This is a genomic window from Stenotrophomonas sp. ATs4, from assembly GCF_051861585.1.
GTDB classification, from domain to species: domain Bacteria; phylum Pseudomonadota; class Gammaproteobacteria; order Xanthomonadales; family Xanthomonadaceae; genus Stenotrophomonas; species Stenotrophomonas maltophilia_AS.
Genome location: NZ_JBLYPK010000004.1, coordinates 239194 through 262398, shown reverse-complemented (window position 1 = coordinate 262398; position 23205 = coordinate 239194). Strand labels below are relative to the sequence as shown.

At 67.5% G+C, this 23205-nt stretch carries 16 protein-coding genes; 4 read left to right on the top strand and 12 right to left on the bottom strand.

Translation table 11 applies throughout. The features are described 5' to 3' along the window. Window positions 1–64: 64 nt before the first annotated feature. Complete coding sequence (locus ABR323_RS09310) at window positions 65–1249, bottom strand: hypothetical protein (RefSeq protein ID WP_439449075.1); 1185 nt, start codon at window positions 1247–1249, stop codon at window positions 65–67. A 191-nt stretch (window positions 1250–1440) separates the two neighbouring features. Between ABR323_RS09310 and ABR323_RS09305 the strand changes: the two genes are divergently transcribed. After that, on the top strand, window positions 1441–1959 hold the full coding sequence (locus ABR323_RS09305; protein WP_439449074.1) for a hypothetical protein: 519 nt from the start codon (window positions 1441–1443) through the stop codon (window positions 1957–1959). A 35-nt stretch (window positions 1960–1994) separates the two neighbouring features. After that, window positions 1995–2669 (top strand): hypothetical protein, encoded by a 675-nt coding sequence (locus tag ABR323_RS09300; RefSeq protein ID WP_439449073.1) that lies wholly within the window; start codon window positions 1995–1997, stop codon window positions 2667–2669. 233 nt (window positions 2670–2902) lie between these two features. Here the strand turns inward: ABR323_RS09300 and ABR323_RS09295 are convergent, their stop codons facing one another. From ABR323_RS09295 to ABR323_RS09255, 9 genes are read right to left on the bottom strand one after another with little or no spacing between them, the layout of a single operon-like run. After that, window positions 2903–4711: a hypothetical protein gene (locus tag ABR323_RS09295; protein ID WP_439449072.1), complete on the bottom strand. Its 1809-nt coding sequence runs from the start codon at window positions 4709–4711 to the stop codon at window positions 2903–2905. Continuing rightward, window positions 4708–6888: a hypothetical protein gene (locus tag ABR323_RS09290; protein WP_439449071.1), complete on the bottom strand. Its 2181-nt coding sequence runs from the start codon at window positions 6886–6888 to the stop codon at window positions 4708–4710. Before ABR323_RS09290 ends, ABR323_RS09295 begins: the two co-directional genes overlap by 4 nt. After that, window positions 6885–8006: a BatA domain-containing protein gene (locus ABR323_RS09285; RefSeq protein WP_439449070.1), complete on the bottom strand. Its 1122-nt coding sequence runs from the start codon at window positions 8004–8006 to the stop codon at window positions 6885–6887. The genes ABR323_RS09290 and ABR323_RS09285 overlap by 4 nt, the downstream gene beginning before the upstream one ends. Beyond that, the gene (locus ABR323_RS09280) at window positions 8003–8899 is read right to left on the bottom strand and encodes a DUF58 domain-containing protein (RefSeq protein WP_439449069.1); all 897 of its coding nucleotides are present in this window, start codon (window positions 8897–8899) and stop codon (window positions 8003–8005) included. The genes ABR323_RS09285 and ABR323_RS09280 overlap by 4 nt, the downstream gene beginning before the upstream one ends. 7 nt (window positions 8900–8906) lie before the next feature. Further along, the gene (locus ABR323_RS09275; protein WP_439449068.1) at window positions 8907–9890 is read right to left on the bottom strand and encodes an AAA family ATPase; all 984 of its coding nucleotides are present in this window, start codon (window positions 9888–9890) and stop codon (window positions 8907–8909) included. A 16-nt stretch (window positions 9891–9906) separates the two neighbouring features. Then, entirely contained in the window at window positions 9907–10614 is a 708-nt protein-coding gene (locus ABR323_RS09270) for a DUF4159 domain-containing protein (protein ID WP_012509667.1), read from the bottom strand. Continuing rightward, complete coding sequence (locus ABR323_RS09265; RefSeq protein ID WP_439449067.1) at window positions 10614–11948, bottom strand: TldD/PmbA family protein; 1335 nt, start codon at window positions 11946–11948, stop codon at window positions 10614–10616. The genes ABR323_RS09270 and ABR323_RS09265 overlap by 1 nt, the downstream gene beginning before the upstream one ends. Window positions 11949–11969: 21 nt before the next feature. Next, entirely contained in the window at window positions 11970–13604 is a 1635-nt protein-coding gene (locus ABR323_RS09260) for a TldD/PmbA family protein (RefSeq protein WP_439449066.1), read from the bottom strand. A 30-nt stretch (window positions 13605–13634) separates the two neighbouring features. Continuing rightward, the gene (locus tag ABR323_RS09255; RefSeq protein WP_439449065.1) at window positions 13635–15266 is read right to left on the bottom strand and encodes a TldD/PmbA family protein; all 1632 of its coding nucleotides are present in this window, start codon (window positions 15264–15266) and stop codon (window positions 13635–13637) included. A gap of 675 nt (window positions 15267–15941) precedes the next feature. Between ABR323_RS09255 and ABR323_RS09250 the strand changes: the two genes are divergently transcribed. Further along, entirely contained in the window at window positions 15942–16556 is a 615-nt protein-coding gene (locus tag ABR323_RS09250; RefSeq protein WP_439449064.1) for a DUF938 domain-containing protein, read from the top strand. A gap of 73 nt (window positions 16557–16629) precedes the next feature. Here the strand turns inward: ABR323_RS09250 and ABR323_RS09245 are convergent, their stop codons facing one another. Further along, window positions 16630–20316, bottom strand: a complete 3687-nt coding sequence (locus ABR323_RS09245) for an indolepyruvate ferredoxin oxidoreductase family protein (RefSeq protein WP_439449063.1) — start codon at window positions 20314–20316, stop codon at window positions 16630–16632. A gap of 170 nt (window positions 20317–20486) precedes the next feature. On the opposite strand from ABR323_RS09245, the gene ABR323_RS09240 reads away from it, so the two are divergent. Next, window positions 20487–21122, top strand: coding sequence for a tetratricopeptide repeat protein (locus ABR323_RS09240; protein WP_135271863.1), 636 nt, complete (start codon window positions 20487–20489; stop codon window positions 21120–21122). A 495-nt stretch (window positions 21123–21617) separates the two neighbouring features. Here ABR323_RS09240 and ABR323_RS09235 read toward each other — a convergent pair whose 3' ends face one another. Next, entirely contained in the window at window positions 21618–23102 is a 1485-nt protein-coding gene (locus ABR323_RS09235) for an AAA family ATPase (protein ID WP_135271864.1), read from the bottom strand. Between the last annotated feature and the right edge of the window lie 103 nt (window positions 23103–23205).

Below are 23205 nucleotides of genomic sequence, written 5' to 3'. Positions count from 1 at the left end.
GGTCACATGGCATCACAGATGAGTCTCAGGATGTGAGACATGGCCGCGAACCGGCGTGAATCATTCAGCGCGAACGCGGAGGCGGGCGAGCCGCCAGCTCGGCGTCGCGGGCCGTGTCGCGGCGCAGGACCTGGCGTGTGCGCATGACTACTCTCAGCAGCTGCCCCAGCAGCATGGCAGCGGTGACGAACCACCACGGCGCAGTCGCCGGCACGAAAGGGATGCCAAGGTTGCTGTGCCGGGGAACAGCGTCAAACACGGCGGCGATTGCAAGCAGGCCCAGAATCAGCACCAGCCAGACCAGATGCCGCAGCAGCTGGCTCTGGGGAAAGCGCAGTCGATCCTGCACCAGCGACCAGCCTGGACCGGCACCCAACACCGATCCGTCCGTCGCACGGATCTCCAGCCTGGCACGCCGTCCATCATGGAAGCGTCCGCTGGTCAGCCATTCGGGAGGCAGTTCAATCCGGTGGTCGCTGCCGAGCATCCAGGTTGGCGGATAGCGTGGGTCGAGAATGATCGTGCCGAGAATGCCATCGAGCAGCAGCACCCGTTGCGGCTGCTTCGGCCCGCGACGACCGGGCCAGGCCGTCCATGTGGCCAGCATGGCGAGGATCAGCAGAAACAAGCCGGCTCCTTCGTTGCGGGAGTCAACGGCGATCAGGATCGCCACCACGGCAATCAACAGACCCGTGACGTACGGACTGGGTCCGCGCCGCAGGGCGACCTCGGCATCGCTTTCCAGGCGGGTGCCGAGCACGTTGCACCTGTCGATGCGGCGGCGCCTGCGCCGGGTGCCCTTGCCACATGCTGTGTCATGCGCAGCGGCCTCGGCATTCACCCGTGCGTGCGCGCCGACGATGTGGAACCCGTTCAAGCGCACGACAAGCGCACAGTCGCCCGCGAGTACGACCTCGGCCTGGTTGTCGTCGGCAAGGTGCCGCCATGCATCGAAGGGCAACAGGACCGCGACGTCGTCGAGCCAGGCCGAATGCAGGAGGCGATCGCCGAAGCCCGATCCGGCGGTGATTGCCCCCGACAAGGTGCGCACCTGCGCTTCGTGCGTGCGTCCGGTGATCACGCGCACACTTGCCAGTGCGGCGTCCTCCTCGACGGTCAGCCGCCGGAGCTGCGGGCGCCGTCGCAGATCGTGCAGCGCATCACGCATGCGCGATGCCCATTCGGCGTAGCCGGCCAGCAGCATCGCTGCCAGCAGGGCGAGAACAACCAGTGTGAGAGTGACTGACATCAGCAGGTTGGCAGTGGCGGTTCTGCAGGCTGCGGGCGTCCTCATCGCAGGGCAATGACATTTGTTGCAGATCGTGCGCGCGGGTGTCCGAACTGCGAGGGCGGACACACGCTGAACGCCTGTACCTTCATCCAACGAAATCTGAAGCCGGCATCCGTATCCTTGGGCACTGGACGCAACCAACAGGGTGGATGGCTGTGGCACGAAGTGGAACGCAGGGAGCACTTCTGGCCGGCATGCTGCTGGCCGGCATCGCACAGGCGCAGCAGGCCGCGCCGGTAGCGGTGCCCGATGCTGTGCCCGCTCCTCCTGCTGATGCGCCGGCGGCGCCAACCGCGCCGATCTCCACCACCCTGCCGCAGGACAATGTCACCACCCTGGGCGAAGTGCGTGCACTCAGGCCCGACGACGAGCCGCTGGATCTGTACCGTTTCAAGAACCCGGTGAAGTTCGGCGACAACCGCTTCAGCCGTGACTGGAGCGAACCGCCATCGCCGGAGCAGGTCAGCATGGGCGGCGGCTACATCATGATGGGCGTGGTGAAGGGCGTGATGGCGGCGGCCAAGGGGATCAACAGACTCACCGGCGGACCGGCACAGATCCAGGCCGCCGTGGCGCGGCCACCGCCGGAGCTCAGTGCCGAACAGCAGCAGCGTGCGCTGCGCTTCTGCCAGGAGCAGGAAGGCTGCGACGCCCCGCCGGTGAAGTAGGCGTATCCTGCCGCCTTTCCATCGAGGCCGCCCGGATGTTGCTGCGTTCCCTGTTCTTGCTTGCCACGCTGAGTCCGCTTGCTGCGTTCGCCAGTGAGCTGGCTGACGGCGGTTCCTGCCGCAATGGCGCGTTCCCCTCTCAACAACAAGGCTTCGCGCTGGCCAAGGTAATCGGCACGCCGCGCCTGTATCTGCTTGGCGACATGGACGGCTGCCCTGCCAAGGGCGAACCGGCCTGCCGTCAGCGCAGTTACGTGGTCAACGGCGATACGGTGGTGACCGGTCGCGATCTGGGTCGTTACCGCTGCGCGTTCTTTTCGAACAAGGAGGGTGGCAGTGCCGGTTGGGTGGACCGCAGCAAGCTGCAGCCACTGCCGGTGGCTGTGCCAACGCTGCAGGACTGGACGGGCAACTGGAAAGACGGCGACAACGGGTTGAAGATTCGCGTGCAGGACGGACAGCTGCATGTGGAGGGTGACGCCTACTGGCCGTCCGCCAATCCGTCGCCGGAGGTCCGTCCCTATGGGCCCAACATGGGCCAGGTGGAAGCGCGTGCGGCGCCACACGGCACCGATGTGGAGTCCGTCGAGGACACCTGCAGGATGCGCGCGCATTTGCTGGGTGAGGTACTGATCGTGGCCGACAACAGCGAATGTGGCGGCATGAACGTGCGCTTCAATGGCGTATACCGGCACGCGGGCACGCGTTGAAAAGCGCCAACCAAGGTTGGCATCTACGGTAGATCCACGCCACGCGTGGATGCTGTCTGCGATCCAATCGGTGAGGTCAGAGCCCTTTCGCGGGCGAAAGGGATCCGACCCCGTCGAAAAGCGCCAACCAAGGTTGGCATCTACGGTAGATCCACGCCATGCGTGGATGCTGTCTGCGATCCAATCGGTGGGGTCAGAACCCTTTCGCGGACGAAAGGGATCCGACCCCGGGGTCAGCGTCGTCGCTCCAGCCACCACAGCAGTGATGCGCACAACACGAAGGCCAGCCACCACGGCCAGCGCGAGCCTGGTACTGGCTGCATCATCAGCGTGTTTGCCGAAGTGCTTGAGGCCAACGCCTGCGTGGTCGCCTCGATCATCGCCTGCCGATGCAGCGTCGGCGCATCCTTCGGGTCGAACACATAGCGCCAGACAACGCTGTCGCCATGTTGCAGGCGCTGCCAGCCTGCCTCACGCGGCCACCAGCCGGCGCAGCGCAGCGCCGACGTCGCTCCATCGACGATCAGGGGTACATCGTCGCCACGCTTGTTGAAGACCTGCAGCGGCGCCTGCACGCCGCACAGTGTCTGCCGTTCGCCCGCCCAGCTGATCGGTTGCGGCGACCACAGCGCATCAGCGCTGCCCTGTGCGCGCGCCAGCGCGCCAACCACGCTGCTCCAGAGTTCACCGTGGCGGTCATCGCGGCCGGCCAGCACCCAGCGCCAGCTATCGGTCAGCGGCAGCAGACCGATGCGGCCCTTGCCGACTGCGCGCCAGCCGCCGATGTCGTTGCCAGCACGATCGTGCAGCAGCGCGCTGCTGCCCGGCACCTGCAGCGCCAGTGCTTCCAACGCGGGCAGGGCGGCGTTGTGTGAGCTGCGGTCTGCCTCATCGCCATAGCCGGTCGGCAGCGTACCGGCGGCGAGCGGGCCACGTCGTGCGGCGAGGATCGCGCTTTCGCCGTCGCCAGGAAGTTCGATGGCACGGCTGCTGCCATCCCCCTGCACGGGCAGGCCAAGATCGCGCAGCCTCTGGCGCGCGCTGGCTGAAGGTGCGCCCGCACTGCGCACCAGCACGCCAAGCCCCTCGCGCAGTGCCTGGCGCACGGCGGCGAGCTGGCCTGCACTCAATGCCGCGAGGCTGCGCTCGTCCAGCAGCAACAGATCGCTGCGCGTGAGCGATGCTGCATCAATCGACACCGCGCCATCGCCGATGCTGAGTCCGGCCCCCGTATCTGCCTGCACCTGCACGCGGATGCCGGCATCGGCCGCCCAACGACGCAGGTACTTCAGTTCGGGCCCCGGCGCACTGGCACGCACCAGCAGGCGCAACGGTGCGGCCGGCAGGGTCTGCTGCGGCACCGGTGCGCTGTCCACCACATGGCCGTCGGCATCGAGCAGGCGCAGCTGGAACACGCCGCGGCCTTCGGCGCGGGCGATGCCACTCAACTGCACGCGGCCGTCGTCGGCAACGTCCGTGCGATCGACCACGCTGTCGGCCGGGTCGAGCAGTTCGGCCTTTGCCTTTACCGCGCCACGTGCCTGGGCCTGTACTTCGAAGCGTGCACCGGGGGCGACATCGGCCGGTGGTTGCAGCGCGATCCAGCCGCGCGGTTCCGGTGCAGCCTGCCAACGCACATCCGGCGGCAGCACCGCGTCGCGGTCACGTGCGGCCAGGCCGGCACCGACCAGGGTGAGCGTGGAGGCCGGATGCTGGCGCAGCGCGGTGGCCAGATCGGGAACGCGCTGTGCGCCGGGTACATCGGTGGCTTCCGGCAACAGCAACAGCGGGCCTTCGCTGGCCGGAAGTGCGCCGGCCTTGCCGGCATCGATTCCCAGCACGACCAGCCCGACTGCGGGTTGCTGACGGGTGGGCGGCACCAGACAGAAATACAGCAGCGTGGCGGCGATGATCTGCAGCGCGATCACGCTCCACCGGCGGCCCGGGTGCGCGGTGCTTCCACGCAGGTGGCGCACGCTGGCGATGACCACGACCACAGCGAGTGCCAGCGCAATCCACAGGTTCAGGCTGGAGGCGTTCATGGCTGCGCCTCCAGCGCATCGAGGTAGCGCTGGCCCATCGCATCGGCCGCACTGCGCCGCATCGCCTGCGGCAGTGGACGCTGCAGCGCCCGCCACAGCTGCGCGCGCAGCCGCTGGCGGCAGGCGCTGCAGTCGGGTTCGATGCGCAGCTGCTCGATGGCCGCGGCCAGATCCAGTGCATCGGGCAGGTAGGCCGCGTTGCGCTGCTGCCAGGCCGCGAGCGCATCGAGATCCGGTGCGCCGTTGTCATCACCGAGGCGTTGCCAGGCTTCAACGATGGCCGGATCCGGCGGAGTGCGCGCGGCCAACGGCAGTTCACGACTGGCCAGTCCGGCGCGATCACCGCCGAGGCGACGGCCTTCATCGATCGGCGGCAGCTCCGGCCCGACCCGGGCCAGATAGATGCGTTCGGCCTGCTGTACCTGCTTGATGAAGCCCAATGCCTTGTAGGCGAAGGGCAATGCCTGTTCCGGACGGCCCTGGCGCAGCTCGCCTTCGGCCGACCACATCTGGTCCAGCGCGGCCTTCAACGTAGCGCGGGTCTGCGGATCGAGCAGGGTGGCCGCCTCAGCGTGGTCATGGGTGTGTCCGTATTCGGAGAGCACGTCGGTGACGCTGCCGAACACAGGTGGCGTATCGGCATTGGCCGGCTTGCCGCCGTGATCGTGGCCATGCGCGTCGTGCGCGTCTGCATCGGCGCCATGGTCGTGATCGTCGTCATGGTCGTCGTCATGGTCGTGGTCGTCTGCGGCCGGCGTATCGCTGGTGGGCAGGTCGCTGGTCGGCGGTGGCTTCGGCGCACCTTCGCTTTCCTCGCCCAGGAACTGGCCGTAACGCAGACGCAGGATGCGCTGGTCGACGCCGATCGCATCGCTGCGCTTCACGAAGTCCTCGGCGGCCAGGCTGCGTCGCTGCCGGATCAGCGCTTCGGCATCGATGATGATCTGCCGCTGGCTGCGGAAGTACGCAGGCAGGGTCTTCTTGATGCGGCCTTCCAGTTCGGCACCGAGCGCGACTTCGGCGCTGGGCAGGCGCAGGATCACGCTGCTGCTGCGCCCGGTCTGCGGCGTGGGTGCATGGTTGTCGCGCACTTCCAGCTGGGCGATCACATCGTTGCCGGGCTGCGCGCCCAGCGCAGCCAGATCCAGGGTATGGGTAAAACGTCGCGCGGTGGCTTCGCCGCTACCGGCAAGCATGACGCTGCGCTTCACGAAGGTGATGTTCTCACCGCTGCCCTGGGTGGTGGTGATCGACAGTGTTGCCTGCGCCGCGACACCGTAATCATCGCTGGCCTCGAAGCGCAGTGCCCACTGCCGTTGCCCCGGCGTGCCCAGCACCAGGCTGGCGGCGGGCTCCAGCACGCGCACGCTGGGTGCACGGTCGGCCACCACATCCAGCCGATGCAGGCGGGTCTCTGCCAGCGCCGGTTCGCTCACCACGCGGTACAGCACCGGCATGCGTGCAACGTCCTGCGCCTGCCACTGTCCTTCGTGCTCGCTCAGCGGCAACCGGCGACCATCGTGGAACTGCAGCCATGCCTTGTCCGGTGCGCGGTCGAAGCGCAGCGACCACGACAGCCGGCTGTCGGCGGCGACCTTGGCATCCAGTGCATTCTGGGTAAGCGTGGCCTGGCCGGTATAGGCCGGCGCGTCGATGCGCAGGCGGGTGGACTGCAGTCGCAGCGGGCCTGCGGCAGCAGTGCTGCCGGGCGCCGATGTGCGGGCAGGCGCGGAACCGGGGTTCGAACGTGGCCAGCCGAGTGCCAGCACAACAACGGCCAGGCCTGCGATCCAGCACAGCGCCAATGCCCCACGTGGCCAGCGCGGACGCAGCTCCGGCATCGCGCGTTCCAGCGTGGCCAGCACGTGCGTGCGCTGGCGCTGCTGCAGCGGATTGAGCGTGGTGGCGTCAGCGAACAGCAGATCGGCACTGTCCTCGCTGGCACCGCTGCCATCGAGCTGGCGCTGCAGCCACTGCCGGTCCAGCCGGCGGGCACGCGCAGTGGCGAGTGCTGCGCAGACGAGCAGGCTGACCGTGCCGACCATACAGGCGATGTCGAAACCGGCCAGGCGCAGGGCCAGCACCGTCGCGGCCAGCGCCCATGGCAGGCCCAGCAGCAGGGTGATGAGCGCACGGCGGCGGCGTGCGCGTTGCCAGGCGTGCTGCAGGGTGTTCATGCACCCACCCTGCGCCGGGTACTGCTGGCCATCCAGCGTTCCAGCGCAAACAGCAGCACGATGGCCAGCAACAGCCAAGGCGTCGGCTCACGCAGCGGTGGTGTTGCAGCAGGCAATGCGGCCCGGCGCGGTGCGTGGTCACGTGCATCGCCCAGGTGCGGGGCCGTGGGGGGCTGCAGCGCCAGCAGCAGGGCACGTGGCAGGCGCGGATCTCGCAGCGCGGCGTTGCTGGCGGTATTCCAGTCGCCCGGCAGCGACAGCAGATAACCGTGGACGATGCGTTGCTGCCACAGCAACGGTGCGCCCTCGGCGTCGCGCAGCAGGATGCTGGCGCTGGCAGCGGGCTTGCCGGCGGTCACGACACGACCGCCGTCGCGCAGCCACGCCTGCCAGTTCGCCGGCAGTGCGTCGCTGCGGCCCCACACGCCGATCTCGCCGCGTCCGGGCAGGGCATCTGCCGACAGCGGAGCGAGCGGTGCCTGCACGCCCCACGCGCGCTGCAGTGCGTTCAACCAGTGCTGGGCAGTGGCGGATGCCTCGCCGTGCATGCGTAGCTGCGGCAGTGCCGCTGCAGTCTGCGGCGGTGTGACCGGCATCGGCTGCGCGTGCCATTGCACCTCGCGCGACAGCTGCAGGCGGGCGCCATCCAGGCCGGGCAGGGGATCGGGAACGTGCACGGTCAACGCGGTGCCCGCGGGCAGCTGTGCGTCCAGTTCGCGCAGCAGGCTGGGCAGCGACGCGCTGGACGCAGGCGGTGCTTGATCAATGGCAGGGAAGCCGGGTGCCAGCCAGTGCCAGTTGCGGTCCGCACCGGTACCGCGCAGCGCAGCGGCATCCAACCCAGGGGCCACCACCGTCCACGCAGTGGGGGGCGCAGCGGGGCCGGTCAGTGCAGGTCGTGCCAGCAGTAATGCCAGGGCGGCCAGCAACAGCAGACGCACCAGCAGCAACGGCCAGTCATCGAAGCGGATGCGCTGGCGCGGCCGGATCTGTGCGCGCAGCCAGCGCAGCGCGGCGAAATCCAGAGGCGTATACGGATGGCGCCGGGCAAGGTGGATCAGCAACGGCAGCAGCCATGCGGCGAGCGCGGCCAGGCCGAGCGGGAACAGCAGGGTCATGCACCGCCCCCACGGCCGAACAGCGCCTGCAGTGCCTGGTCCAACGGTTGGTCGAGCCACCCGGTGGCACTGGCGATGCCACTGGACTGCAGGCGCGACTGCAATGCAGTACGTGCATCGGTAAAGCGCTGCAGGTAGTCGTTGCGGATCGCCGCGCCATCGCCCAACAGTTCTTCGCCAGTCTCCGGATCGCGGAAGCGGTGGCCGGCATCGAACGGGAAGTCGCGCTCGTCGGCAGTCAGGATCTGCAGCAGTGCCACTTCGCGGCGCGCGCTGGCCAGTTGTTCCAGCAACACGATGCCGGCGTCGTCGAAGCCGTCGCCAACCGCCAGCAGCAGGTCGCCTGGGCGCACCCTTTCCCACAGGGGACGCAGGCGATCGGCAGCAGGCCAAGCGCCGCGCGCCTGCAAGGCATGCAGTTGCAGATGCACGCGATCACGCTGGCGTGCGCCGTTTGCCGGGGGCACCAGCTGCAGGCCATCGCCATTGATGGCCAGCAGGCCAAAACGGTCGCCCTGCTGCAGGGCAAGTTCAACCACGCAGGCGGCCACACCGCGCATATGGTCCAGACGCGTGCGCTGCGGTGCCGCGCGATCCGCCTGGTTGGCCGAAGCGGTGGCGTCGAGCAGCAGCCAGACCGTGATCGGGCTTTCGCGCTCGGATTCGCGTACGAAGAAGCGATCCGAGCGGGCGTACAGCTTCCAGTCGATCTGGCGCAGTTCGTCCCCCGGCTCGTACGCACGGTACTGGGCGAATTCGAGACCGGCACCGCGGCTGCGGCTGGCGTGCTGGCCGATGCCACTGGCGCCGCTGGCCAGGCGCGGCCGCAACCGCAGCATGCGCAGGCGCGCACGCAGTTCCGGTGGCAACGTCAGCGGGGTACCGGCGTTCACGCGTGGATCAACCCGGGAACGGCACGGCCTGCAGCAGGGCGGCGACCACGTCGTCGGCACGCTTCTGCTCGGCCTCGGCGGCGAATGACAGCAGCAGGCGATGGCGCATCACCGGCGCAGCCAGTGCCTGCACATCCTCGCGGGTGGCGGCGAACCGGCCCTGCAGCAGTGCACGCGCTTTCGCCGCGAGCACCAGTGACTGCCCGGCGCGCGGGCCAGCGCCCCACTTCACCCACTGGTTGATCGCCGCCGGCGCGCCTTCGCCCGGCCGGCTGGCACGCACCAGGCGGGTGATCCAGGCCAGCACATCGGGGCTGACGTGCACCTGGCGCACTGCGGCCTGCAGTGCGATCACGGCCGCGGCGTCCATCACCTTCGGCACCGCGTCGGTGGCACCGCCGGTGGTCTGTTCCAGGATCTGCCGTTCCTCGTCCTCGCTGGGGTAATCCACCAGCACATGCAGCAGGAAGCGGTCCAGCTGTGCTTCCGGCAGCGGGTAGGTACCGGCCTGCTCGATCGGGTTCTGCGTGGCCAGCACGAAGAACGGCGCGGGCAGCGTATAGGTGGTGCCCGCGTAGCTGACCGTGCGCTCCTGCATGGCTTCCAGCAGCGCGGCCTGGGTCTTGGGCGGTGTGCGGTTGAGTTCGTCGGCCAGCAGCAGGTTGGTGAAGATCGGGCCCTGCTGGAAGCGGAAGTGGCGATGGCCGGTACCGTGGTCTTCTTCCAGTAGTTCGGTGCCGAGGATGTCGCTGGGCATCAGGTCCGGAGTGAACTGCACGCGCCGGAACTGCAGCTCCAGTGCCTGGCCAAGCGAGCGCACCAGCAGGGTCTTGCCGAGCCCGGGCGCACCTTCCAGCAGGCAGTGGCCACCGGCCAGCAGGCCGATCAACAGCTGCTCGACCACGGTGTTCTGGCCCACCACCGCGCGGGCGAGCGCAGCGCGCAGATCGTGCAGGCGCGGCAGCAGGGAATCGAGGTCGGGGGAGGTCATGGGCGTGCAGGTCCTATCAATTGTTCAACGCGTACATCACGATGTTGACGCCGAAGCGGGTGTTGTCTTCGGCCAGGAAACGCTTGTTGCGCCAGTCGTAGTCCCACTCGCAGCCGTAGTCCTTGTTGCTGTAGAGCAGGCCCAGGCGGCCATCGACCTCGATGCCTTTCAGGTAGTCATGCACCAGGTCGTCGCCCCAGCCGTTGAGTTCGAAGCTGGTGGCGGGCGGGCCGTCCGGGAAGCGGAAGAAGCTGCGGTACAGCGCGTGGCTGTTGGGCAGCTTCTGCAGCGCTTTCGGACCAAACAGGCGACCCATCTGCGCTTCGAACGAAGTGGCGAACAGGCCATCGATGTCGTGGTTGCAGTCGTCGACGAAGACGAAGCCGCCATTGCGCACGTAGCGCACGAAGTTCTGCCGCTCGGCGGCATTGAACTCCACCAGTGTGTGCCCGGCCAGGTAGCAGAACGGCGCTTCCAGCATGCGCGGGTCGGCCAGCGCCACAACGTGTTCCTGCGGGTCCACGCGCAGCGAGGTGTAGTCGATCAGCGAGGTGATCAGGTTGGACGGCATGCGCGCGTCCACGTCCCAATCGCCGGAGTCGTACTGCAGGCGGGTGAACCAGAAGTCGTAGCGCGAACTGCGCGGGCCCGCCTGCGCGAACGCTGGCAGCGCCGCCGCCGAAGCGGCAGCGGCCAACCAGCGCAGGCAGGCCCGGCGATCCATCAGACCGCGTCGGACAGCGAGGTGAAGGTGAAATCGCGCAGCTTCATCGGCGGGATCATCATCACGTAGCTGGATTCATCACCGGCCACGCGCACCGGCTTGCCCAGCTCTTCGATGTTGTTGAGCATGATCACCGGCGATTCGTTGAAGCGGAAGTTCTTCACCGGGTGCTTGATCTGGCCGTTCTCGATGTAGAAGGTGCCGTCGCGGGTGAGGCCGGTCAGCAGCACGGTCTGCGGGTCGACCATGCGGATGTACCAGGTGCGGGTGACCAGGATGCCCTTCTGGGTGCCGCGCACCAGCTCGGCAGTGCTCTTGTCACCGCCGCTCATCAGCAGGTTGCCCGGCGTTGCCTTGGCGGTCTTGCCCTGCTTCTGCGCCCAGAAGCGCGAGTAGTCCAGGTTGGCGATCTTGCCGTTCTCGATGATGGCGACGCGATCGCGCGGCATGCCTTCGCCGTCCCACGGCAGCACCGGTGCCTCGGCATGCCACGGGTCGGCGTACATGGTCACGCGCGGGTCGTAGACCTGCTCACCCAGCTTGTTGCCGCCGCCCTTCTTGGACAGGAAGCTGCGGCCTTCATCGGCCGAGCGTGCGCTGAAGAAGTTCATCATGAAGCTGATCAGGCCCGCGGCCGCGGCCGGTTCCAGGATCACCGTGTACTTGCCCGGCTCCAGCGCCTTGGCTTCGGCCGATTCGGTGGCCTTGCGCATGGCGATGCGGATGTCCTGGTCGGCCTTGAAGTCGGCGGCATCCTTCAGGTTGCGGCCGACCCAGCCCGAACCGCGACCATCTTCGGTACGCACGGTGCAGGTGTAGTCGAAGTTGGTGGTGCGCTGGTAGGCGAAGTTGCCATTGCTGTTGGCGGTGGCCTGGAAGCCCTGGCCATCCTCGAGGAAGCCGGCGGCGATCAGGCCGTGACCACGGCACGGTGCGATCGAATCAGCGGCGACCTTGGCGCGGAAGGCCGGGTCGATCGCTGCGGTGGATTCGCTGAAGGTCGGGCTGGCGCGGTAGCTCTGCTTGCCGATGGCCGGCATGAACTCCGGGTTTTCCGGGGCCAGACGTGCCAGGTCTTCGGCACGGCGCACCACGCGTTCCAGCGCGGCGTCGTCGAACTCGTTGATCGAGGCCGTGCCGACGCGCTTGCCGAAGGCGACGGTGACCGCCAGCTCGGTGTTGTCGACGATGCCGCTGGTGGAGACATTGTTCAACGCGAAACGGATGTTGCCGTTGATCGCGCCGGCCAGCACGGCGGTGCACTCGTCGGCCTTGGACAGGGCGATGACCTTGTCGAGGATGGCCTTGGCCTGGGCTTCGGTGAAGATACTCATGGTGTAAGGGCTCCTGACCGATCAGCCGAGGCTGCGTGCGGTGTTGATGACGTTGATGCCGTTGAAGCGCGCGGTGGACGAGCCGTGCGAGACCGCCGAGACCTGGCCGGGCTGGCCCTTGCCGTCGAAGAACGAACCGCCCAGGCGGTAGTCACTCTCGTCGGCCACGGCGGTGCAGGCGTTCCAGAACTCCGGCGTGCGGATCTGGTAGGCCACGTCCTCCAGCATGCGGGTGATCTGACCGTTCTTGATCTCGTAGAACAGCTGGCCGCCGAACTGCGCGTTGTAGCGCTGCTGGTCGATCGAGAACGAACCATCACCGATGATGTAGATGCCGTTCTCCACGTCCTTGATCAGGTCGGGCACGCTCAGCGGCTTCTTGCCCGGTGCCATCGACACGTTGGCCATGCGCTGGAACTGCACGCTGGACCACGAGTCGGCATAGCAGCAGCCGTCCGACTCGGTCTTGCCGAGGATGTGGGCCTGGTCGCGGATGGTCTGGTAGTCCACCAGCTTGCCGTTGCTGATCAGGTCCCAGCGCTTGCACTTCACGCCTTCGTCGTCATACGCCACCGCGCCGAGGCTGCCCTGCTGGGTCTTGTCGGCAAAGATGTTGACCAGCTCGCTGCCGTACTGGAAATGCTGCTCGCGCTTGTCCAGGGTGGCGAAGCTGGTACCGGCGTAGTTGGCTTCGTAGCCGAGTACGCGGTCCAGCTCCAGCGGGTGGCCGATCGATTCGTGGATGGTCAGCCAGGTGTGCGACGGGTCGAGCACCAGATCGTACTTGCCCGGCTTCACCGACGGTGCCTTCAGCTTCTCCTGCGCCTGCTTGGCCGCGGCGATGGCGTCTTCCTTCATGTCGTAGGAGGAGCTGTAGTTGACCACGCCGTTGGGGCTGACCACCTTGCCGGCGGCGGCGCCGTCGAGGTATTCGTAGCCCAGGCCCATCGGTGAGGACAGGCCCGAACGGGTGCGGAACTTGCCGCTGGTCTTGTCGATGGCGGTGACGGTCATCGGCGCCCAGATGCGGTGTACATCCTGGTCGATGTAGGAACCATCGGTGGAGGCAAAGTACTTCTGCTCGTTGACCAGGAACAGCATCGAATTGACGAAGCTGGCACCGGCGCCCATCGCGGCAGCGTTGACGTCCAGCAGCAGGCCGACCTTGTCCTTGATCGGCACCTCCATCGCATTCTTGCGGATCGGCGTGCGCCAGCTCACCTCACCTACGCCCGGCGCCTTGGCCAGCTGCACCGGTGCGGTCTGCACGCCGGCGTTGGCCTTGGCGATCGCCGCGGCCTGCTGCGCGGCGCGTGCCACATCGGCCGTGCCCAGCGCGTTGGTGGCGGCAAAACCCCATGCGCCGTTGACGATCACACGGATGCCCACACCGGTGGACTCGGTGTTCACCACGTTCTGTACCTTGTCCTCGCGGGTGATCACGAACTGCCGCAGATAGCGGCCGATGCGCACGTCGCAGTAGGTGGCGCCGGCCTGCCGGGCGGCGGCCAGCGCTGCATCGGCCAAGCGCTTCTTCAGCCCCAGGTCCAGCGTGCTCTGCAGCTGTTCGGCGGCAATCGCCTTGCCGAAGAAGGAGGGCACGATCAGCCCGCCTGCGGTAAGCCCGGTCAGGGCCAGGAAGTCACGTCTTTGCAAGGCTGCTCTCCATGTCGAAGGATGGGTGGCTCAAGCGCCGAGACTGCGCGCGGTGTTGATGATGTTGATGCCGTTGAAGCGGGTGGTGGACGAACCGTGCGAGACCGCCGAGACCTGGCCGGGCTGGCCCTTGCCGTCGAAGAACGAACCGCCCAGGCGGAAGTCACGTTCATCGCAGATGGCGGTGCAGGCGTTCCAGAATTCCGGCGTGCGGATCTGGTAGGCCGCGTCCTCGACCATGCCGGCGATCTTTCCGTCCTTGATCTGGTAGTACAGCTGGCCGCCGAACTGCGCGTTGTAGCGCTGCTGGTCGATCGAATACGACCCCCGGCCGTGGATGTAGATGCCGTTCTCCACGTCCTTGATCATGTCCTCGACGCTGAGCGGCTTCCTGCCAGGCGCCAGCGAGACATTGGCCATGCGCTGGAACTGCACGCTGGACCAGGAATCGGCGTAGCTGCAGCCGTGCGAGGCATCGCGGCCGAGGATATGGGCTTCGTCGCGGGTGGCCTGGTAGTCGACCAGGATGCCGTCGCGCACCAGGTCCCAGCGCTGGGTCTTGACGCCTTCGTCGTCGTAGCCGACCGCACCGAGGCTGCCCGGCTGGGTCTTGTCGGCGAAGAAGGTGACGATGTCGCTGCCCCAGCGGAAGCCGGCATCGCGCTTGTCCAGCGTGGCGAAGCTGGTGCCGGCGTAGTTGGCTTCGTAGCCAAGCACCCGGTCCAGCTCCAGCGGGTGGCCGACGTTCTCGTGGATGGTCAGGAACAGGTTGGACGGGTCCAGCACCAGGTCGTACTTGCCGGGCTTCACCGACGGCGCCTTCAGTTTCTCGCGCGCGTGGCGGGCGGCGGCGATGGCGTCCTCGACCGGGTCGTAGGAGTCGCGGTAGGCAGTGATGCCACCGGGCAGCTGCACCTTGCCGCGCGCGTCGCCATCGAGGAACTCGTAGCCCATGCCCATCGGCGAGGACAGGCCGGCGCGCGTGCGGAACTTGCCGCTGGCCTTGTCGATGGCGGTGGCAGTGAACGGCAGCCAGATGCGGTGGATGTCCTGGTCGATGAACGAGCCGTCGCTGGAGGCGAAGTACTTCTGTTCGTTGACCAGGAACAGGGTGGAATTGATGTAGTCGGCCCCCGCATTCAGCGCGGCGGCGTTGAGCGCCAGCAGCAGCTCGACCTTGTCCTGGATCGGCACCGCCATCGCGTTCCTGCGGACCGGGGTCTGCCAGCGGACCTCACCGACTGACGGCGTCGGCGCCAGCTGTACCGGACGGGTCTGGATACCGGCATTGGCGCGGGCGATTGCCGTAGCCTGCTCGACCGCCGCGCGCACCGCGGCCTCGGTCTGCTGGTGCGTTGCAGCGAAGCCCCAGGCCCCATTGACGATCACCCGCACGCCCACGCCGGACGATTCGCGGTTGGTCACGTTGCCGACCTGGTGCTCGCGAGTGATGACCGACTGGTTGAGGTAGCGGCCGATGCGGACATCGCAGTAGCTGGCCTTGGCCGAGCGGGCGGCGGCGAGCGCGACCTCGGCCAGGCGTCTGCGCTGGGTGGTGTCGACCGGGGCAAGCAATTGCTCGGCGGCGATGGCGCGGGAATGCGGCAGCAGCAGGCCCGCCAGGCCCAGACCGGAAAAAGCCAGGAACTCACGTCGTTGCACAGCGTTTCTCTCTCTCGCTTGCGTGCGGTTGGCAACAGGCCGGACCGATCACGTCAACTCCTCGACTTTCGCCAGCGCGGCGCGTCCGGGCAAGTGACTGCAGTCATGGTTGGGGAGGGTTTCGGCAGGGCTGCGCCCTGCACCTGCTCAATGCAACGGCCAAAGCCAGAGCCAGAGCTGCATTCCGTGGGATGGCGGGGCGGTGTCGGAGTGCGGGGACGCCGCAAGTACGTCCGTGTAGGCTTGGCAGCCGCATCCATGCGGCTGACACCCCGCACTCCGACACCGCCCCACCTTCGACGGATTTCCGCGGCTGTTGGTAGGTGTCGACCTTGGTCGACACGTCTGTCAGATATCGAAATGTATCCGGGTCAGATCCGTTTTCCTGCGGAAAACGGATCTGACCCCAATGCCGTTCCAACAGACCGCAGAAAACTGTCGAAGGCGGGGTGGGTCCGGTGGCAGGGGTGTGAGCGGCATGGATGCCGCGACCAAGCCCCCATGGATGGGTTTACGGCGCCCCCTGCCACCGGACCCATCCCGCCATCCCACAGGAAGTCCGCTTTTGACGTTGCTTCGGCCTTTGCCGTTGCCTCTGCGGGTGCAGGGCGCAGCCCTGCCGAGCAACACCCCCCTCGTGCACAATGGGGCCGACCCCGCCTGGACACCGTCCTGATGTCGAGCAAGCCGTATTCAGAAGCCTGCGAGCGCAACCGCGAACCGATCGCTGCCGCACTCGACCCGTGGATGGGCGACCGTCACCGGCTGCTGGAGATTGGCAGTGGTACCGGCCAGCACGCGGCCTTCTTCGCCGAGCGCTGGCCCTGGCTGCGCTGGCAGCCCAGCGATCACCCGGACCATCTGCCCGGCATCGAGGCGTGGCGCGCAGAAGCGGCGCTGCTGAACCTGCTGCCGCCGTTGGCATTGCAGGTGAAATTGCCGCCGGCGCCGGGCCTGTCGTTGCCCGAGGGCAGCACGTTCGATGCGGTGTTCAGTGCCAATACGCTGCACATCATGAGCTGGGACCACGTGCAGTCATTGTTCGCTGCGCTGCCGCCGCTGCTCCGTCACGGCGCGCTGCTGGCGGTGTACGGCCCGTTCAACTACGGCGGTCGCTACACCAGCGACAGTAACGCGCAGTTCGATGCCTGGCTGAAGGCGCGTGACCCGCGCAGCGGTATCCGCGATATCGAGGCGGTGCAGGCGCTGGCCGCCGACAACGGATTCACCCGCCTGGGGGATGTGGCGATGCCCGCCAACAACCGCCTGCTGCTGTGGCGGCTGGGCTGAACCGCCGGTAGTGCCGGCCGCTGGCCGGCAACCGATTGCCAGGATGGATGCCGGCCAACGGCCGGCACTCCCTTCAAGCCACCTGCACGATATGCAGCGCCTTCGGATTGCGCCACTGCGCCAGCAGCGTGGCTTCGCGCGCCTTGGCCTGTTCGTAGTGCGCTTCCTTCACGTGGCCGAAGCCGCGGATGTGCTCGGGCACGCTGGCAATCTCCACCGCCAGCGCCAGGCGGTCGTCATCCAGGCCGTCCAGCAGCACCTGCACGGTGGCCTCGTAGTCACCGATCAGCTTGCGCTCCATGCGGCGTTCCTCGGTGCGGCCGAACACGTCGAGTCGGCCGCCACGCAGGAACTTCAGCTTGGCCAGCAGGCCGAAGGCCTTGAACATCCACGGGCCGTATTCCTTCTTCAGCAACCGGCCCTGCTCGTCCTTCTTCGCGAACAGCGGCGGCGCCAGATGGAAGCGCAGCTGGTAGTCGCCCTCGAACTGCTGCTGCAGGCGGCGCTGGAAGTCGCCGCTGGTGTACAGGCGGGCCACTTCGTACTCGTCCTTGTAGGCCATCAGCTTGAACAGGTAGCGGGCCACGGTCTCGGTCAACGCGGTGGAGCCGCCGATGCGGTCGGCTTCGGCGGCCCGCACACGATCAATCAGGCTGCGGTAGCGGTTGGCGTAGGCAGCGTCCTGGTACTCGACCAGGAACGCGGTGCGGCGCTCGATCATTTCATCCAGCGAGCGCGACAGGCGTGCGTCGTCCAGCGGCAGGAACGCCACGTCGCCACCGTGCGAGGGCAGGCCACGCAGCTCGCGTTCGTCGCCGGTGTTGCGGGGTGCGGCGGTGGCGCCCCACTCGTTGCCTTCCCACTCACCCGGCGGCAGCGGGTGCAGCGGGCCCGGGGTGGATTCGGTATCGGTGTGACGGTTGCGCACCAGGCCGGCGGCCTGCTGCACGGCCTGCGGGTCGACCACGGCCAAGCGGCCCCAGGCGAAGGCCTGCTGGTTCATCGCCACGGCGGCGCCGTTCAGTTCAATCGCACGCATCAGCGACTCGAACGACAGCGGCACCAGGCCCTGCTGCCACGCGTAGCCGAGGATGAACAGGTTGGCGGCGATGGCATCGCCCAGCAGCGCGGTGGCCAGCTGGGTGGCATCGAGCAGCAGCGGTTCCTCGCCGCCCAGTGCCACGCGCACACCGGCCACGATGTCGGCGGCGGGGAACTGCATGTCAGGACGGGTGGTGAAGGTACCCGGCATCGCTTCGTAGGTGTTCAGCACCACCTGCGAACGGCCTGCACGCACCTTCGACAATGCCCAGTAATCGTTCACCACCACCATGTCGCAGCCCACCACCAGGTCGGCTTCGCCGGCGGCAATGCGCACGGCGTGGATGTCTTCGGGGCGACGCGCAATGCGGATATGGGTGGTCACCGCGCCGCCCTTCTGTGCCAGGCCGGTCTGGTCCAGCACGCTCGCGCCCTTGCCTTCCAGGTGTCCGGCCATGCCCAGCAATGCGCCGATGGTCACCACGCCGGTGCCGCCCACGCCGGTGATCAGGATGTTCCAGGGCTGCTCCAGCGTGCCGCGGATGGTCGGCGCCGGCAGGTTGTCCAGCAGGGTGGGGGCATCGCGCTTGCTGCCCTTGCGCGGCTGGCCACCGTGTACGGTGACAAAGCTCGGGCAGAAACCATTCACGCAGGAATAGTCTTTGTTGCAGTTGGACTGGTCGATCTCGCGCTTGCGCCCGAACTCGGTTTCCTTCGGCAGCACCGACACGCAGAAGCTCTTCTTGCCGCAGTCGCCGCAGCCTTCGCAGACCAGCGAATTGATCAGCACGCGCTTCTGCGGGTCTTCCAGCTTGCCGCGCTTGCGACGACGGCGCTTTTCGGTGGCGCAGGTCTGTTCGTAGATCAGGATCGAAACACCCTTCACTTCGCGCAGGCGCTTCTGCACTTCGTCCAGCTCGCTGCGGTCGTGGAACTCGACGTCGCTGGGGAAGTGCTCGCGCTGGCCGGTCCACTTGCCGATGTTGTCCGACAGCACCACGATGGTGTGGATACCCTCGGCGCGCATCTGCTTTGCAATGTCAGGCACGCTCAACGGGCCGTCCACCGGCTGGCCGCCGGTCATCGCCACCGCGTCGTTGTAGAGGATCTTGTAGGTGATGTTGACGCCGGCCGCGACCGCCTGGCGGATCGCCAGCGAGCCGCTGTGGAAATAGGTGCCATCGCCCAGGTTCTGGAACACGTGCGGGGTGTCGGTGAACGGCGCCTGCCCGGCCCAGGTCACGCCTTCGCCGCCCATGTGGGTGAAGGTGTCGGTGCTGCGGTCCATCCAGGTCACCATGTAATGGCAACCGATGCCGGCCAGTGCACGTGAACCTTCCGGCACCTGGGTGGAGGTGTTGTGCGGGCAGCCCGAGCAGTAGTGCGGCACGCGCGGGAAGCTGGCGCGCGGCAACGCAAGCTCGGCTTCCTTTTCCTGCATCCACTGCAGGCGCTGCTCGATCGATTCGTTGTTGAAGAACTTCTGGATGCGGCGGCCGATCACGCCGGCGATGGTGGCCGGGGTCAGTTCGCCGGTGGACGGCAGGATCCACTCGCCGCTCTCGTCGTACTTGCCGACGATGGACGGGCGCTGGCCCCAGCTGGCCGGCCAGTTGAAGAACTGCTCCTTCATCTGGCGCTCGATGAAGGCACGCTTCTCCTCCACCACGATGATGTCTTCCAGGCCCTGCGCGAAGCGGGCGATGCCTTCAGGCTCCAGCGGCCAGGTCATGCCGACCTTGTACACGCGGATGCCGATGTCGGCGCACGCCGCTTCGTCCAGGCCCAGGTATTCCAGCGCCTGCAGCACGTCCAGGTAGCTCTTGCCGGTGGTGACGATGCCCAGCCGCGCGCGCGGCGCATCCATCACCACCTTGTCGATGCCGTTGGCGCGGGCGAACGCCTGCGCGGCCTTCACCGCATAGCGGTGCAGGCGCATCTCCTGGTCCAGCGGCGGGTCCGGCCAGCGGATGTTGAGGCCGCCGCTGGGCATGTCGAAGTCTTCCGGCAGCACGATGCGGCGCGCCATCGGATCGACCTCGACCGAGGCCGAGGATTCCACCGTTTCGGCGATGGTCTTGAAGCCGACCCAGCGCCCGGTATAGCGGCTCATCGCCCAGCCCAGCAGGCCCATGTCGAGAATGTCCTGCACGCCGGCCGGGTTCAGCACCGGCATCATCGCGCTGACGAACTCGTCCTCGCTGCCATGCGGCAGGGTCGAGCTGCGGCAGGCATGGTCATCGGCGGCCAGCGCCAGTACGCCGCCGTAACGCGAAGTACCGGCCGCATTGGCGTGCTTGAACACGTCGCCGCAGCGGTCCACGCCCGGGCCCTTGCCGTACCACATGCCGAACACGCCCTGCACGTTGGCGCCGGGGAACAGGTTGGTCTGCTGCGTGCCCCAGACCATGGTCGCGCCGAGATCCTCGTTCAGGCCCGGCGTGAACTTCACCTTGGCTGCGTCCAGATGTTTGCGTGCGCGCCACAGTTCCAGGTCGAAACCACCCAGCGGGCTGCCGCGGTAGCCACTGACGAAACCGGCGCTGTCGATGCCTTCAGCGGCATCGCGCAGGCGCTGCATCAATGGCAGCCGTACCAGCGCCTGCACGCCACTCAGGTAGATCCGCCCCTCGTTGCGGGTGTACTTGTGGTCGAGCGTGTAATCACGGTCGAGCAGGTCGACGGAAGAGGGCGAAGTGAGTTGCGCGGTACTGGTCATGGCTGGCCTGGTCAGGATCGGCTGGCACCGGCCGCGTGCGGGCACGCGGCGGGAAAGGCGCGAATTGTAGCAGTGGGGCCGCGCAGGCCCCGGCACTCGCGCCGGTGGCGGTGCCGGGGTTAGGATCGGGGAGAGAGAGGGAGGCTGCAGTTGCGGCCTGGGGAGAAGGGATGTCAGTTCCAGGAAAGATCCTGGCCAGCGTGCTGCTGGCCTCGGGAGCGGCTACTGCGTGGGCCGCGCCGGCGTTGCCGGCACCACAGGAGTTCTATTTCGACAGCGACCTGGCCGCCACGCCGATGGTGGCGATACAGGGCGACGGCGATGAGTTGGTTGCCCAGCTGGTCAAGCTGCGTGAACGCGGCCGGCGTGCGGTTGAGGCCACGGTGCAGCTGGCGTCGGTGGCGGGTGCCCAGGGCCGCGGCGAGCTGGCCGAGCAGCTGTATGGCGAAGCCTTGAAGGAGGCGTCGGCACAGAGCAGCAGTGGCCGCAGCGTGCGCTGGAATTACGGTTGGGATCTGTTGCGCCAGGGCAAGGTGGAGGCGGCACTGGAACAGTGGCTGTCATCGGCCGGCAACGCCCGTACAAAGCCCAGCTGGGTGCCACCGACCTATGCGCTGGCGCTGTGGCGGCTGGGGCAGAAGCAGGAGGCCGTGCAGTGGTATGCCGCGGCGGTGCGTACCGAGCCGTCGCAGTGGAGCACCAGTGCGCACTATGCACAGCTGCTGCCGCAATGGCGCGAGGATGAGCGTGCCACGCTGGTGGAAGTCCAGCAGGCCTGGGCCGCCGCGCCGCCGGCCTGGCCTTGAGGGAGGGGGACGGCCGGGTTGCACCCGGCACCCGCAGAGGCAACGGCTGGAGCCGAAGCAACAGCAACAGCCGAAGCAACAGCGGGCTTCCTGAGGGATGGCGGGGCACTGTGGATTTGCGGGGCCGCCGTAAACCCCCAGACCGGCCCAGCCGCTGGCGGCTGGGCGTTCGGGCGCTTGCGAAGCAGTGCTTCGCAAGCAAAGCGCCCTCACCCATGGGGGCTCGATGGCGCCATCCATGGCGCCAACGGTCCTGCCAACCCACACCGCCCCACCCCTGACAGATTCCCGCGGCTGTTGGTAGGTGTCGACCTTGGTCGACACGGTAGATCCACGCCATGCGTGGATGAATCTGTATCGGAATCGATTTTTCGATATCTGAGCGAAATGCAGCCGAGCGTGGGCTCGGCTCTACAAAAAGCGCCCGGCCAAGCGCGGCTTTTGATGTTCACAGTCAACCAGCCGCCACGAGGGGCTGCGCCGTTCGCTGGAAACTCAGTCGTCCGCGGAAACCGTCCGCCCCGACGCCCATGCCCGTAGTGCTTCCACCTGCTCGGCCATCAGCACCGACAGCGGCCGCGTCGCGCGGATCTCATTCATCAGCAGCTCGGTATCCAGCGGTCGGCCCTCGGCGTGGGCCGCGTACAGACCGGCCACGATCGCCTGCTCGATCTCGGCGCCGGAGAATCCATTCGCGGCAGCTGCCAGCGCCGGCAATGCGAAGTCATCGGCATTGAGCTGGCGCCGCCCCAGGTGCAGGCGCAACAGTTCCACGCGGACTTCCGGCGCGGGCAGGTCGACGAAGAATATCTCGTCGAAGCGACCCTTGCGCAGCAGCTCGGCCGGCAGCTCGTGCACCTGGTTGGCGGTGGCGACGATGAACACCGGTGCCTTGCGCTCGGCCATCCAGGTCAGCAGGTAGCCGAGTACGCGGCGCGACACGCCGCCGTCCTCACTGCCGGTGGCCAGGCCCTTCTCGATCTCGTCCATCCACAGCACGCACGGCGCCAACTGCTCGGCCGACGCCAGGGCCTGGCGCAGGTTCGCCTCGGTTTCGCCGTGGTACTTGTTGTACAGCGCACCCACGTCCAGGCGCAGCAGCGGCACGCCGAAGCCGGCGGCGGTGGCCTTGGCCAGCATCGACTTGCCGCAGCCCTGCACGCCCAGCAGCAGCATGCCGCGTGGCGGGTCCAGCCCGGCCGGTGCCGAGCCGGCGATGAACGCCACCCGCCGCTGGTTGATCCAGCGCTTGAGCCGGTTGGCCCCGGCCACATCGCCGAAGCGCGCGCTGTCGTGCTCGAAGAACAGGTGGCCGCTGCGGTTGAGCAGCTCGAACTTCAGCCGGGCGAGTTGTGGCAGATCGTCGTCGCGCAGCGCGCCATCGGCGTAGATCAGCTGGCGGGCGATGCGCCGGGCGTCGACCAGGCTCAGGCCCTGCAGGTTCTTCAGGATCTTCTTCACTGCCTCGCTATCGACTTCAACCCGGCGGCCGCCGTGCTCGCGTGCATAGGCATCAGCCTCCTCACGCAGCATCTTCAGCAGGGCGTTGGCATCGGGCAGGCGCGGGTTGAAGCGCACCGCCAGTGCTTCCAGCTCGGCCGGCAACTCCACCTTGGCGCCGATCAGCACCAGTACGTGCGGCTCGCTGTGACGGCGCTGGATCAGGTCGCGCAGGGCGCGCTGGTGGCTGGCATAGCCGAGGTAGGGGTGGAAATCGAGCAGCAGGTAGACCCCGCGCTGGTCGGCCTGGCGGATCATCTGCAGCGCCGCGCTGGCATCGGGCGGCCCGACGGGCGGGTCCTCGCTGTCCAGGTCGATGCGACGCAGGCCCTCGGTGATCGACCAGCGGTGCAGGGCCCGCCATACGTGCATCAGCGTCTGCCGGAACAGTTCCACGATGCGACCCTCGTCCTGGGTCTCGATGACGATCAGGGGGGTATTGGCGCGGATCAGTGCGCTCAGGTCCTGCAGTTCGCTCATGCCGGTTCGATCCTTCGGGGGCGCCACGATAGCAAAGGCGATGGCCGCAGGTTCAGCGCGGTGCTACCTCCCGTCACCACCGCCGGTGTACGCTCGGGGCACG